Genomic DNA, 13,638 nt, shown 5'->3' on the forward strand with positions numbered 1-13,638 from the left:
GCCGCGTGCGATCCCTCTTCCTCTCCGCTCTCGCCTGCACGAGCGTCGCCCTCACCGGCGCTCTCGTCCCCGTCTCGGCGCAGGCCGTCGACGTCCCGGCGCCCACCGCGCACTACGACATGTCGCACGCCGGCTCGGCCCTGCTCGACATCTCGGGCAACGGACGCAACGCCACCCTGACCGGCCTCACCGACGCGTCCTTCGCGAACGCCAGCGGCGACCAGGTCGCCCGGTTCAAGAACGACGGCTACGCGAGCCTCCCCCAGGGCCTGGTCACCGGAGCCGACAACGCCTTCGCCGTCGAGTACACGGTGAAGACGCAGACCACCGCCAACCAGTTCGGCTGGGTCATCGGCGACGGCGTCGGCCCGTGGAACACCACGCAGCTCGGCAACCACGTCTTCGTGAACCCGCGCAACCCCGACGGCTCGCCCAGCGGACAGGTCCTCGCGGGCATCCGCGTCAAGGAGCCCACCAGCAACGGCGAGACCCGCATGCCGTTCGGCGGCACGCTGAACCCCGGGTTCACGACCCTCACGCTCGTCGGCACCGGCACGGGGTCGAGCACCGTGCTGACCCTCTACCGCGACGGCACGCAGATCTCGACGGCGAACACCACGAAGTCGATGGCGAGCATCGTGCCGACCGGGTCCACTCTCGGCTACCTCGGCCGCTCGCTCTACTCCGGCGACGCGCTCGTGACCGCCGACGTCACCGACGTGAAGTTCTGGGACACCTCCCTCACCGCCGAGCAGGTCGCCTCGAGCATGCCGACCGCCACGGCGAAGGCGTCCGCGACCTCCGCCCTGCTGCGCTCGGACATCCAGCCCGTCCTGCTGGCCGGCAACCCGTCGCTGACCCAGGTCTCCTCGAACCTGACGCTACCCGCCTCCAGCAGCGGCGTCCCGCTCACCTGGACCTCCTCGAACAGCGCGGTCGTCTCGGCCACCGGCGTCGTCTCGCGCTCGATCGCGCAGAACACCCCGGTCACCCTGACGGCGACCACCGCCCAGGGCGCGACGATCGCCTTCGAGGTGGTCGTGCTCGCCCCGAGCATCAACGACGACCTCGACGCGCTGAAGCTCGCCACGCGCACCACCGAGAACCTCCCCCTCGCAGTGAAGGGCGCCCGTAACGGCACCGACATCACCTGGACCTCCTCGGACCCGGCCCTCGTCACTCCGACGAACACCTCCTACGCGGCTCCGGCGGTCGGCGCGGCCGACCCCTACCGCGGCGGCGGCGTCGTCACCCGGCCGGCCTACGGCTCCGGAGACAGGACCGTCACCCTCACCGCGACGGCCACCCTCAACGGCGTCGCCGAGACGCGCGCCTTCACGCTGACGGTCGCCGAGCTCGGCCGCACCGCTCCCGACGCGGGCTACGCCTCGGCGTACTTCAAGTCGGACGGCGACGAGAAGATCTACCAGGCCGCGACCTCGGGCAACGACTTCTTCACCTTCTCGCCGGTCAACGGCGGGAAGGCGGTCATCACCTCGACGACCGACACGAAGGGCCTGCGCGACCCGTTCATCCTCCGCTCGCACAACGGCGACAAGTACTACATGGTCGCCACCGACCTCTGCATCTCCTGCGGCACCGGCTGGGGCGACGCCCAGTCCAAGGGCAGCCTGAAGATCGAGGTCTGGGAGTCGACCGACCTGGTGCAGTGGACCCGCACCAACGGCGCCGACACCGGCATCACGGTGAACCAGCCGGCCGCCGGAATGACCTGGGCGCCCGAGGCGTACTGGGACGACGCCCTGCAGTCCTACGTCGTGTTCTTCTCCTCGCGCCTCTACTCCGACGCGACGAAGACCAACAACGACAAGCTCTACTCCCGCGTCTTCTCCGTGATCACCCGCGACTTCCGCACCTTCACCGCTCCTCCCGCCACCTGGCAGGACACCGGCTACGCGCGGATCGACTCGACGATCACGAAGATCGGCGACTACTACTACCGCTTCACCAAGAACGAGGAGGGCGGCGCCGCCGGCACCCTCGAGGCCGGAAAGGACATCTTCCTCGAGAAGTCGAAGGTCCTGACCGCCGGGACGACCTCCTCGAACTGGAGTGCCGACCCGAACACCACCTGGCAGCTCACCGACACCCGGATGACCTCGCTCGAGACCGGCCAGGCCGGTGAGGGACCCGAGATCATCAAGCTGAACGCGGGCGACCCGAACGACACCACCGGCGCGGGCGACGGCTACGCGTTCCTCGTCGACAACTACGGCGACGGCGGCTACAAGGCCTTCATCACCTCCGGAGCGGCCATCGCCGGCAGCTCGCAGACGAACCGCCTCTCGCAGTCGGCCGACTGGAACGTCTCGCCCAAGAGCCGCGCCGGCCTCCCGGCCAGCCCGCGGCACGGTGCGTTCGTGAGCGTCCCGCAGACGGTCCTCACCGCCATGAAGAACTGGACCGGCGTCACCGCCGTCGACTCCACCACGATCCTCACCGCCGACGGCCGCACGGTCACGGCGACGGTCGCGGCGGCCGACAGGGGCGATGTCGTCGGCTCGGTCACCTTCACCGGCGGCTCGTGGACCTCGACCGTCCCGCTCTCCGGCGGCTCGGCGAGCGTCTCGGTCCCGGCGGATGTGACCGGCGTCACGGCCTCCTACACCGGGTACGCGGACAAGCTGGTGCGCACGTCGGTCTCGGCCGTCGTCCCGCTGGACACCCTCGAGCTCGTCCCCGCCGTCGCCACGCGCTGCGTCGCCGGCAAGATCGTGCTCACCGCGACCGTGAAGAACACCGACACCGCTGCCGCGGACGTCACGATCACCTCGGCCTACGGCTCGAAGTCGTTCACCGCGGTCGCTCCCGCCTCGTCCGCCTCCGCCGCCTTCACCACCCGCCTGGCCTCGATGCCGGCCGGCACGGTGACGGTGACCGGATCGGCGACCGGCCAGCCCGCGTTCACCGCGACGGTCCCCGTGGCCGCCGCGCGCTGCTGACGCACTGACGACGAAGGGCCCCCTCCTGCGCTCGCGCGGAAGGGGGCCCTTCGTCGTTCCCGGGTCAGACGGTGGGAGCGAGCAGGTCCGCGTGGTGGGCGGCCGCCACGTTCGGGTGGGCCCGGAGCCGGTAGCGCAGCGCGTTCTCGCCGTAGGTCTCGAGGATCGGCGCGTTCGTCGGGTCGACCGAGAGGCCGGACTTGAGCTCCTCGGGCAGCGGGAGCGAGGGCATGGTGGCCGAGAGCGCGGGATTGAAGAAGAACGGGATCGAGATCCGGTCCGTTCCGATCAGCGGCGAGATCACGCGGTGCAGCGTGGCCTTGAGGTAGCCGCCCGTGGCGAGCTCCAGCATCTCGCCGATGTTGACGACGAACGCGCCCTCCATCGCGGGTGCCTCGATCCACGAGCCGTCGTGCTCGACCTGCAGGCCGCCCTTGCCGGGCTCGACCAGCAGCAGCGTCAGCACGCCGCCGTCGCGGTGCGCGCCCACGCCCTGCTTGGGCTCCGGGTCGGAGGTGCCCGGGTAGCGGACGACCTTCACCAGCGAGAACGGCCGCTCGGCGAACGCCTCGTCGAACACGTCCTCCGGAGCGTCGAGCGCGACGGCCCAGGTGCGCAGCAGCCGGATCGCGACCGCGGCGAGCTCCGCGTGCCAGCGCTCGAAGACCTCGCGGAACTCCGGCAGCGCCTCGGGCCAGAGGTTCGGCCCCTCGAGGCGCTCGTAGTCGGCGACGCCGGGCCCGGCGGGAACGGCCGGTCGGTCGATGCCGATGTCGACCTGCTCGCGGTAGTCGACGTCGCCGTTGGTGAGCTCGGCGCCGAAGCGGGTGTAGCCGCGGAACTGCGGGCTGAGGGTGTTCTCGATCGCGAGCTTCTCCTCCTCCGGCAGGTCGAAGAAGCGGCGGGAGACGGCGACGACGTCGTCGAGGAGGTCCTGGGGCACGCCGTGGCCGACGAGGTAGAAGAATCCCACGTCGTGCGTGGTCTCCCGGAGGTCGCGGCGGAAGGCGGCGGCCTCCGCCTCCCCCTGGTCGAGGCGGGACAGGTCGAGGATCGGCAGGGAATCGGTCATGCACCGACTCTCGCGCACGAACCTGCACAGCAGTCGATTGTTACGACAACCAAAACGGCGGGCCCCGCCACGGCGCGGAAGAGGGTTCTTCCGCGCCGCGACCGGGCCCGCCGTGAGCGCCGAGTGTTACGGCGTGGGCATGCCGCCGTTGACGTGCAGCGTCTCGCCGACGACGTAGCTCGACTCCGGGGAGGCGAGGAACACGTAGGCGGGAGCGAGCTCGGCCGGCTGACCCCAGCGTCCGAGCGGCGTCTGCGAGCCGACCTCGGGCAGCTTGTCGGACGGCTGGCCGCCCGCGGTCTGCAGCGGCGTCCAGATCGGGCCCGGGGCGACGACGTTCACGCGGATCCCCTTGGGCGCGAGCTGCTGCGCGAGCGCCTTCGAGAACGTGTTGATCGTGGCCTTCGTGCTGGCGTAGTCGACCAGCATCGGCGACGGCTGGTAGGCCTGGATCGACGAGGTGCTGATGATCGCGGAGCCCGGGGCGAGGTGCGGCACGGCCGCCTTCGTCATCCAGAACATCGCGTAGACGTTGGTCTTGAAGGTCTCGTCGAACTGCTCGTCCGAGAGCTCGAGGAAGTCCTCGACGTGCTGCTGCTTGCCCGCGTTGTTGACGAGGATGTCGAGTCCGCCCAGGCCCTCGACGGCCTTCGCGACGGCGCCCACCGCGAAGTCGTGGTCGGTGATGTCACCGGGGATGGCGACGGCGGTGCGTCCGGCCTCCTCGATCAGCGCGACGACCTTCTTCGCGTCCGACTCCTCCTCGGGGAGGTAGACGATCGCGACGTCGGCGCCCTCGCGGGCGTAGGCGATGGCGACGGCCGCGCCGATGCCCGAGTCGCCTCCGGTGACGAGCGCCCTGCGCCCGGTCAGGCGGCCGGAGCCGCGGTAGGTCGACTCGCCGCGGTCGGCGGGGTCGTCCATCTTCGAGTCGAGGCCGGAGCCCTCCTGGTACTGGGCCTCCGTGTCGATGTCGGCGAACATCGCGGTCGGGTCTTGGAACGTGTACTGGTCGTTCTGCGGAGTCTGGTCGTTCTGCGAAGTCATGTCTCGACGCTAGGTGCGCGGGATCGGCGACCGCGCGTGCTTGACAGCCCCGATCCGCCAGGACACAGGAGGTCTTCAGGAGCCGCGGAGCCCCCCGGATCGGGGAGAATGGTGCGGTGACCCGCGACGACTCCCTGTCCTTCGACACCACGGTGCCGCTGCCCGGCTGGCAGCACGCCTATTCCGGCAAGGTGCGCGACCTCTACACCCCCGACGACGCCGACCCCGTGCTCGGCGCCGACCGCATGCTCGTCGTCGCCAGCGACCGGGTCAGCGCGTACGACGCGGTCCTCGAGCCCGGGATCCCCGGCAAGGGCGAGCTGCTGACCACGCTCTCCCTCTGGTGGTTCGCGCAGCTCTCCGACGTCCCCAACCATCTGATCCCCGGCGACATCCCCGAGGCGGTCCGCGGCCGGTCGATGCTGGTGAAGACGCTCGACATGTTCCCGATCGAGTGCGTCGTGCGCGGCTACCTCTCCGGCAGCGGCTGGAAGGAGTACCGGGAGACGGGCTCCGTCTGCGGCGTCCCGCTCCCCGAGGGCCTCCACGACGGCGACGCGCTCCCCGAGCCGATCTACACCCCCGCGTGGAAGGCCCCGCAGGGCGAGCACGACGAGAACATCACCTTCGAGCGCACGGTCGAGATCGTCGGGGAGGAGGCCGCGGAGGCGCTGCGCACCCTCTCGCTCGCCGTCTTCCGCGAGGCGTCCACCATCGCCCTGGCCCGCGGCGTGCTGCTGGCCGACACGAAGTTCGAGTTCGGGGTCGACCGCGGGACCGGAGTCGTCACCCTCGGCGACGAGGTCCTCACGAGCGACTCCTCCCGCTACTGGGACGCCGACGACTACGACGCCGGCATCCGCGGCCGCTCGTTCGACAAGCAGATCGTGCGCGACTGGCTCTCCGACAACTGGGACGGCCAGGGCCTCCCGCCGACCCTCCCGTCCGAGATCGTCGAACGCACGGCCGCGCGCTACCGCGAGCTCATCGAGCGCCTCACGCGCTGAGGCACCGGAACGACCTGTGGACGATCACCACCCTCGCGTCCGGCTGGAGGCCCGCGGCGAGGATCCGGACGAGGCGCGGCACAGCCTCGCGCGGCTCTACAACGGCGACGAGTGGCGCGCCGCCACCACCGCTGCAGACTTCAGCTACCGCTACGCCGCCATCGGCGACGGCGGGATGACCCTCCGCACCTCGCGGATGTCCGGGCGCCTCGCGGGCGGCGTGGGTGACTCGGACGATGTCGTCGTGCAGTGGATCGTGGGCGGCTCCGGCCGGATCGACGTCGGCCGCGCCTCGATCGCGATGGAGGAGAACCGTCCCGTCCTCTTCCCCGTCGGCCGGCCGTTCGCCTTCGACTACGTCGACTTCGACCAGCGCCTGGTGCACCTCGACCGGGGAGTGGTCGACCGGGTCGCCGCCGAGCGCGGCCTCGTCGGCTCCCTCGTCTTCGACTCCGAGCACCGCCCCGACGCCGCGGTGATCCGCCGGTGGCGCACGGCCGTCGCCGACTCCGCCCGCGCGCTGCGCAGCGAGCGCGTCGAGCCGCTGCTCTGGGACGAGCTCACCCGCGCCACGGCCTCCGCGCTGCTCGACCTCTACCCTCCGGAGTCCGCTCCGGTCCCGCCCGAGCTCCTCGCCCCCCGGAACGCACGGATCCGCACGGCCGTCGAGTACGTGCACGCCCACTGCAGCGAGCCGATCGGCCCCGCCGAGATGGCGGCGGCGTCGGGCCTGACCGTTCGGGGCCTGCAGTCCGCGTTCCAGCGGGTGCTCGGGATGCGCCCGATCGCCTACCTGCGCCTGGTGCGGCTCGACCGCGCCCGGGAGGAGCTCGCCGTGAGTCCGCCCCTCGGGACGACGGTCGCCGCCGTCGCCCGGCACTGGGGCTTCGGGAACGCGGGCCGCTTCAGCGCGGCCTACGCGGAGCGGTTCGGCGAGTCGCCGAGCGCCACGCTGCAGCGCTGATCAGTCGACGAGCTCGGGCGGCGGCTGCCCCTCGAGGATGCGGCTGAGGCCGTCGAGCAGCACCGCGACGGTCGCGGCCTCCGACTCGGGCACCTTCGCGACCATCGCGCGGATCTGCTCGTAGGTCGGGTCGTCGGTGCCGACGATGGCCTTCTGCGCGCGCTCCGTCAGGCAGAGGATGCGGCCGCGGCCGTCGGACGGGTCGGGAGTGCGGTTCACGTAGCCGGCGCGGGCGAGGCGGTCGACGAGGAGGGAGACGGCCGCCGTCGTGATCGACAGGGCCGCGGACAGGTCGACGGCGCGGACGATCTCGTCGCGCCGCTCCCCGACCCCGATCAGCCGCAGGGCCGCGAGATCCGTGGCGCCGATGCCCAGGCGGCGCTCCACGCGGCCGTCGTAGTCGCGCTCCGCCGTGCGCAATCGCGCGAGCAGAGCGAACAGGTCTGGCCGAGCGTCCATCGAGGTGCACCTTCCGAGCGGCAGGCGCCCCGGACGGGAACTCGCTGCCCCCATCGAACCACTTCTCCGGCGGCCGGACAGCGTGTGTCCCGAAAGCGCAGTCGGCGCCGAAACTGTTAGTCAACCGACTTAGCAATACCTAGTGTCGACGGTGCGGCACGCCTTCCGTGCGCCGCCGACGGTGAGGAGGTGCGCGCGATGGGACGACTGCTCTACGGCGCACCCGCCAGCTCGCACTCCTTCGAGGACCGCGCCCTGGCCCACCTCCAGACCGTGATCACCTCGCGGTTCCGCCGCGGCGAGGGCTTCCTCCTGACGATCGAGGACGCCGAGGGCCGCCGGTCCGAACTGTGGCTCCACCCCGGCATCCCCACCCGCTACGAGTACGACGGCACCGCCGCGATCGAGCTGAACCCGCACTGGCTGCGCGAGCTCTCGAACGCCTCGAACGGCCGCCTCGGCCTCCACCTCCTCCCCGAAACCTCGTCGCCCGACGACCTCTCCGTGAAGAAGATCCCCGCATGAGCGACCACAACGGCACACTGTTCCGGCGCGGAGGCACCGTCCGCTTCGTCCGCTGGATCTCGTCCCGCGACGGCGGCTGGGCCCCCGAGATCGTGCAGGGGCGCTACCTCGAGCGCGACGACCGCGGCTGGCTGGTCGAGATCGAGGGCACCCCGACGGTGCTCGCGAAGGACGACTGGGCCGTCTACCGCTGACCGGCTCTGCGCTCGGCGTACTGTTGAGCAGGTGCGTTCTCGTGATCGCCGCGGCATCACCTCGGCTCCCCTCCTCCTGACGACCATCGGAACGACGAGCCTCGTCTTCCTCTGCGCGTTCGAGTCGCTCGCCGTGACGACGATCATGCCGATCGTCAGCGCCGACCTCGACGGCCGCGCCCTCTACCCCCTGGCCTTCGCGGCGACGCTCGCCGCCGCCGTGGTCGGGATGGTCGCGGCCGGCTCCTCGGCCGACCGCCGCGGCCCGACGCCGTCGCTCGTGGTCGGGATCCTGCTCTTCACCCTCGGTCTCGTCGCCGCGGGTGCCGCGCAGTCGATGCCGGTCTTCGTGGCGGCCCGCCTGCTGCAGGGGCTGGGCAGCGGAGGGATCACCGTCACCCTCTACGTGCTCGTCGCGCGGGTCTACCCGAGCGAGCTGCATCCGAGGATCTTCGGCGCCTTCGCCGCGGCCTGGGTCGTGCCGTCGCTGGTGGGGCCGCTGGTGGCCGGAGTCGTCGCCGAGCTCGCGAGCTGGCACTGGGTCTTCTTCGGAGTCGTCGCCCTGGTGGCCCTCGCGAGCGCCGCGATCGCGCCGACGCTCCGCTCGCTCGAGCCGCGCGAGCGCCTCCCCTTCGATCGCCGGGCCGTCGGCCGCATCGCCCGCGCCGTGGTCGTCTCGGCCGGAGTCGTCGTGCTGAGCACGAGCGCCGACCTCGCGCCCGACCTCGCCGGGCTCCTGGCCGCGGCCGCCGTGGTGGTCGTGGTCGTGGCGGTTCGCGCGCTCCTGCCCGCGGGCACGCTGCGCGCCCGGGGCGTCCTGCCGTCGGTGATCCTCCTCCGCGCCCTCGTCGCCGCGGCGTTCTTCGGCACCGAGGTCTACCTGCCGCTGCTGCTCTCGGAGCAGTACGGCCTGCCGCCCTGGCTCTCGGGCGCCATGCTCACCGCGGGCGCCGTCTCCTGGGCTCTCGGCTCGAACCTCCAGGGACGCCCGGGCACCCGCCTCAGCCACGGCGGAGCGATGCGGCTCGGCTCGTCGCTCGTGCTCGCCGGCATCGGAGTCGTGCTGCTCGTCACGGTGCTCGCCCTCAGCCCGATCGTCGCGGGCGTGGGCTGGTTCCTGGCCGGCGGCGGCATGGGCACGATGTTCCCGCGGATGGGGACGATGACGCTCGCGCTCTCCGCTCCGGGCCGGGAGGGCTTCAACAGCTCGGCCCTGCAGATCGCCGACTCGACCGGCGCCTCGGTCTCCCTCGCGCTGACGGGCCTCCTCGCGGCGGCGGTCACCGGCCTGATCGGGGCCGGGACCGGGGTCTTCGCCGCGACCTTCTCGTACGCCGCGCTGATCGCGATCGTCGCGGTCGGTCTGGCCGGCCGGCTCGACGGGCTCCTGCGCCGCGAGGGAAGCCGGGAGCCCGCCGAGCAGGCTCAGCTGTAGAGCGACTCCGGCACGTCGAGGCCGTAGATCGCGCGGCCGGACGACCAGATCACCGAGCAGGCGGCCCGGAGCAGATCTGTCGCGTCGTCGCCGGCGTCCACGATCACCACGGAGTCGCCGTCGAGGCGGACCTTGGCGCCGCGGACGGCGTGCGTGCCGTTCCGCGAGACCGTCGTCGCCGGGTAGGGCAGGTGCAGCTCGCGCAGGTCGCCGAGGATGTACGTCGGCCGGAGCTTCGGCTCCGCGGCGAGGAGCTGCTTGGCCCGGTCGATCCCGGTGAGCACGTGGGCGCTCTCCATGTCGGCGCCGTTCGCGCCGGCGATGTCGGTGTCGAGCCGGTCGCCGAGGAACAGCGGGTTCGTCGAGCCGAAGCGCGCGGTCGCCGCGTCGAAGATGGCCCGCTCGGGCTTGCCCGCGACGACCGGGAGCCGACCGACCGCGGTGTGCACGGCCGAGACGAGGGTCCCGTTGCCCGGGGCGATGCCGCGGGCGACGGGGATCGTCCAGTCGGTGTTCGTCGCGACCCACGGGATCCCCGTGTGGAGCGCGAACGAGGCCTCGGCCAGCTGCTCCCAGCCGACCGTGGGCGCGAAGCCCTGGATGACCGCCGCCGGCGAGTCCTCCGCGCTGCGCGTCACGGTGAACCCGGCGCGCTCGACCTCGGAGGTGAGGCCCTCCGCCCCGACGACGAGGATCGTCGAGCCGGCCGGCACCAGGTCGGCGAGCAGCACGACCGCTGCCTGCGGGGAGGTGACGACGTCCTCGGGCCGGACGCTCAGCCCCAGCTCGGAGAGGTGCCCGGCGACGGAGGCGTCCGTGCGGGAGGCGTTGTTGGTGATGTAGCCGACCCGCAGCGTCTCGGCCGCTCGGTTGAGGCTCTCGACCGCGAAGGGGATCGCGTCGGCACCCTTGTAGACGACCCCGTCGAGGTCGGCCAGGACGGAGTCGCGGCCGTCGAGCGGAGTGGGCTCAGTCCTGCTGCTGCGGAACATCGGCGTCCTCCTCGGTGGTGTCGGCGGATTCGACCGAATCGTCGGCGGTCGGGTCAGCCGAGTCGAGAGCCTCATCCGGGTCCGTCTCGGCGAGATCGTCGGACTCGACGGACTCGTCTGCGAAGGTCGGCTCGTCCGTGTCGACGAGGTCGGCCTCGGCGTCAGCGCTCGCATCGGCGTCGTCCGCGTCCGCGTCCGCGTCGTCGTCGTCGTCGATCTCCTCGGACACAGTCCGGTGGACCTCGTCCTCGTCCGCGTCGTCGACGGCGGTCGGGCCGTCCTCGTCGTCCAGGTAGTCGTCCGCGTCGTCGACCGCGGTCCCTTCTTCGGCGCGATCGGGAGCGGACGCGGCGTCGGCCGACGCGTGCTCCTCCTCGATCACCTCGATCGTCTCGTCGTCACCGCCGCCCTCGGCCGCGAAGACGGCCTGCGCCGCGATGTCGGCGCGACGCTGCCACTCGGCCGCCTCCTCGGAGCGGCCGACCTCCTCGAGGACGAGCGAGTAGGCGGCGAAGAGATCCGGGCTGTACGAGAACGCGCGGTCCGGGTCCAGCTGCGGGATCTCGAGCTCCATGAGAGCGAGCTCCGCCTGGCCGAGGTCGAGGCGGGCGCCGGACATGGCGATGGCCAGCGACACTTGCGCGCCGGGACTCAGCGTGGTGCGGTCGATCGACCGTCCCAGCTCGAGCGCCTTGTCGGGTCGGCCGACGCCGCGCTCGGAGTCGACCATCAGCGGCACCTGCTCGTCCGAGCCGGAGATCCGACGGAAGGTCCGCAGCTCGCGCAGCGCCAGGGCGAAGTCGCCCGTCGCGTACGCCGAGATGGCCAGCGACTCGCGGACAACGGCGATCCGTCCCGCGCGGCGTGCCGCCGAGAGCACGTGGCGGTGCGCCAGCTCGGGGTCCTCCTCGAGGAGGCGGCCGGCCATCACCAGGTGACGGGCGACCCATTCGGCGTTGTCCTTCGAGAGCGTGCGCAGCTCGTTGCGGGCGACCTTGTCGAGGTCCTTGGCCTGCACGTCGTCCGGAAGGTCCGGGTCGTCGTGGCGCGGACGCACCGACTGGAGGGAGCGCCGCTCGCGCTCCTCCTCGGTGAGCTCCGGCTCCTCGCGGGGGCCGCCGCGTCCGCCGCCGAAGCCCTCGCGTCCGCGTCCGCCGCCCTGGCGGTCTCCGCCGCCCCGACGATCGTCCGACCACGGCCTGCTTCCCCCATCGCGCGATCCACCGCGGAACGGCGGACGCGAGTCCCCGTCACGCTGCGGACGGGAGTCGCCACCACCACGGTAGGAAGGGCGGGAGTCACCATCACGCTGCGGACGCGAATCTCCACCGCCACGGTAAGGAGGACGGGAGTCCCCGTCACGCTGGGGACGCGACTCGCCACCGCGATAGGGAGGCCGAGAGTCACCGTCCCGCTGCGGACGAGAGTCGCCGCCACCGCGGTACGGAGGACGCGAGTCACCATCACGCTGCGGACGCGAGTCCCCGCCACCGCGATAAGGAGAACGAGACTCACCATCGCGCTGTGGACGGGAATCCCCACCACCACGGTAAGGAGGACGAGAGTCACCGTCTCGCTGCGGACGAGAGTCGCCACCGCGGTAAGGAGGACGAGAGTCCCCATCGCGCTGCGGACGGGAATCCCCACCACCACGGTAAGGAGGACGAGAGTCACCATCACGCTGCGGACGCGAATCCCCACCACCACGGTAAGGAGGACGAGAGTCCCCGTCGCGCTGCGGACGGGAATCGCCACCACCGCGGTAAGGAGGACGCGAGTCACCATCACGCTGCGGACGCGAATCCCCACCGCCACGGTAAGGAGGACGGGAGTCCCCATCACGCTGCGGACGAGAGTCCCCACCACCACGGTACGGAGGACGAGAGTCCCCGTCGCGCTGCGGACGGGAATCGCCACCACCGCGGTACGGAGGACGCGAGTCACCATCACGCTGCGGACGGGAGTCGCCACCGCCACGATAGGGAGGACGAGCATCACCGTCGCGGCGGGGGCGGGAGTCGCCCGAGCCGCCGCGATCGTTCGAGGAGCGGCCGGGGCCGCCGGCGCGAGGCGGCCGCTCGTCACGACGTCCGGAGTCCCGGTCGTTGCGGTCGGATCCTGAGTCGTCCATGCGTTCCTCGCCTGTCGTGGTGATGCTCTGTGGAGTTGACCCGCCCGAGGGCGGGGAGGACGGCCGCAGCCGTCGCACCACCCTAACCCGCACCGCGCTCCAGTGAGCAGCGGGGATCCGAGGTGGTGGTTAAACAGCGATGGCCACCCATTTCTGGGTGGCCATCGTGAATGGTGTCCGGCGGTGTCCTACTCTCCCACAGGGTCCCCCCTGCAGTACCATCGGCGCTGAGAGTCTTAGCTTCCGGGTTCGGAATGTGACCGGGCGTTTCCCTCTCGCTATGGCCGCCGTAACCCTGGCGACACACGCACCCGAGGGCACATGGTCAAATCTGGGTTACACGCCGTGCGTGTATTCAATTGTTCCGCTCCTCCCGAAGGAGGATGCGGGGTGCCCGTCTTCTGGGAACCACAAAGTGGACGCAAGCAATCTCTGACCACTCCTACCAGCCTTTACAACGGTATGAGTGTAGTGATTATCAAGTTATCGGCTTATTAGTACCGGTCAGCTCCGACAGTCTTTAGTCCTGTCTTCCACATCCGGCCTATCAACCCAGTCGTCTGGCTGGGAGCCTCTCCCCCGAAGGGATGGAAATCTCATCTCGAAGCCGGCTTCCCGCTTAGATGCTTTCAGCGGTTATCCGTTCCGAACGTAGCTAATCAGCGGTGCTCCTGGCGGAACAACTGACACACCAGAGGTTCGTCCATCCCGGTCCTCTCGTACTAGGGATAGATCTTCTCAAATTTCCTCCGCGCGCAGCGGATAGGGACCGAACTGTCTCACGACGTTCTAAACCCAGCTCGCGTACCGCTTTAATGGGCGAACAGCCCAACCCTTGGGACCTACTCC

At 71.1% G+C, this 13,638-nt stretch carries 12 protein-coding genes and 2 rRNA genes; 7 read left to right on the forward strand and 7 right to left on the reverse strand.

Annotation, left to right across the window (positions count from 1 at the left end):
- Nucleotides 1-5 precede the first annotated feature (5 nt).
- Entirely contained in the window at nt 6-2,963 is a 2,958-nt protein-coding gene (locus tag C5C30_RS13035) for an immunoglobulin-like domain-containing protein (protein WP_258065946.1), read from the forward strand.
- A 64-nt stretch (nt 2,964-3,027) separates the two neighbouring features.
- On the opposite strand, the gene C5C30_RS13040 is transcribed toward C5C30_RS13035, so the two are convergent.
- A complete protein-coding gene (locus C5C30_RS13040) occupies nt 3,028-4,035 on the reverse strand; it encodes an isopenicillin N synthase family oxygenase (RefSeq protein ID WP_104223790.1) in 1,008 nt (335 codons plus the stop codon).
- Nucleotides 4,036-4,161: 126 nt separating this feature from the next.
- On the reverse strand, nt 4,162-5,082 hold the full coding sequence (locus C5C30_RS13045) for a glucose 1-dehydrogenase (protein ID WP_104233811.1): 921 nt from the start codon (nt 5,080-5,082) through the stop codon (nt 4,162-4,164).
- A gap of 116 nt (nt 5,083-5,198) precedes the next feature.
- On the opposite strand from C5C30_RS13045, the gene C5C30_RS13050 reads away from it, so the two are divergent.
- The gene (locus tag C5C30_RS13050; protein ID WP_258065947.1) at nt 5,199-6,089 is read left to right on the forward strand and encodes a phosphoribosylaminoimidazolesuccinocarboxamide synthase; all 891 of its coding nucleotides are present in this window, start codon (nt 5,199-5,201) and stop codon (nt 6,087-6,089) included.
- A 16-nt stretch (nt 6,090-6,105) separates the two neighbouring features.
- On the forward strand, nt 6,106-7,053 hold the full coding sequence (locus C5C30_RS13055) for a helix-turn-helix domain-containing protein (protein ID WP_104333900.1): 948 nt from the start codon (nt 6,106-6,108) through the stop codon (nt 7,051-7,053).
- On the opposite strand, the gene C5C30_RS13060 is transcribed toward C5C30_RS13055, so the two are convergent.
- Nucleotides 7,054-7,512: a MarR family winged helix-turn-helix transcriptional regulator gene (locus C5C30_RS13060; RefSeq protein WP_181027163.1), complete on the reverse strand. Its 459-nt coding sequence runs from the start codon at nt 7,510-7,512 to the stop codon at nt 7,054-7,056.
- 198 nt (nt 7,513-7,710) lie between these two features.
- Between C5C30_RS13060 and C5C30_RS13065 the strand changes: the two genes are divergently transcribed.
- From C5C30_RS13065 to C5C30_RS13075, 3 genes are read left to right on the forward strand one after another with little or no spacing between them, the layout of a single operon-like run.
- Entirely contained in the window at nt 7,711-8,037 is a 327-nt protein-coding gene (locus tag C5C30_RS13065; protein ID WP_104223794.1) for a hypothetical protein, read from the forward strand.
- On the forward strand, nt 8,034-8,231 hold the full coding sequence (locus C5C30_RS13070; RefSeq protein WP_068256013.1) for a hypothetical protein: 198 nt from the start codon (nt 8,034-8,036) through the stop codon (nt 8,229-8,231). Before C5C30_RS13065 ends, C5C30_RS13070 begins: the two co-directional genes overlap by 4 nt.
- A 31-nt stretch (nt 8,232-8,262) precedes the next feature.
- The gene (locus C5C30_RS13075) at nt 8,263-9,666 is read left to right on the forward strand and encodes an MFS transporter (RefSeq protein ID WP_104333901.1); all 1,404 of its coding nucleotides are present in this window, start codon (nt 8,263-8,265) and stop codon (nt 9,664-9,666) included.
- Here C5C30_RS13075 and C5C30_RS13080 read toward each other — a convergent pair.
- Together C5C30_RS13080 and C5C30_RS13085 are read right to left on the reverse strand one after the other, a co-directional pair.
- The gene (locus C5C30_RS13080) at nt 9,657-10,658 is read right to left on the reverse strand and encodes an HAD-IIA family hydrolase (protein WP_104226795.1); all 1,002 of its coding nucleotides are present in this window, start codon (nt 10,656-10,658) and stop codon (nt 9,657-9,659) included. The genes C5C30_RS13075 and C5C30_RS13080 overlap by 10 nt on opposite strands.
- Nucleotides 10,636-11,715: a hypothetical protein gene (locus C5C30_RS13085; protein WP_258065948.1), complete on the reverse strand. Its 1,080-nt coding sequence runs from the start codon at nt 11,713-11,715 to the stop codon at nt 10,636-10,638. Before C5C30_RS13085 ends, C5C30_RS13080 begins: the two co-directional genes overlap by 23 nt.
- Here C5C30_RS13085 and C5C30_RS17385 point away from each other — a divergent pair.
- A complete protein-coding gene (locus C5C30_RS17385; RefSeq protein ID WP_146081547.1) occupies nt 11,701-12,780 on the forward strand; it encodes a hypothetical protein in 1,080 nt (359 codons plus the stop codon). The two genes, C5C30_RS13085 and C5C30_RS17385, sit on opposite strands and share 15 nt — an antisense overlap.
- 184 nt (nt 12,781-12,964) lie before the next feature.
- On the opposite strand, the gene rrf is transcribed toward C5C30_RS17385, so the two are convergent.
- Both rrf and C5C30_RS13100 read right to left on the reverse strand, forming a co-directional pair.
- Nucleotides 12,965-13,081: ribosomal RNA gene (gene rrf, locus C5C30_RS13095) — 5S ribosomal RNA — on the reverse strand.
- 182 nt (nt 13,082-13,263) lie between these two features.
- Nucleotides 13,264-13,638, reverse strand: a 23S ribosomal RNA gene (locus tag C5C30_RS13100); the annotation flags it as partial.

It is taken from the genome of Rathayibacter sp. AY2B5 (assembly GCF_002931645.1).
GTDB lineage: Bacteria > Actinomycetota > Actinomycetes > Actinomycetales > Microbacteriaceae > Rathayibacter.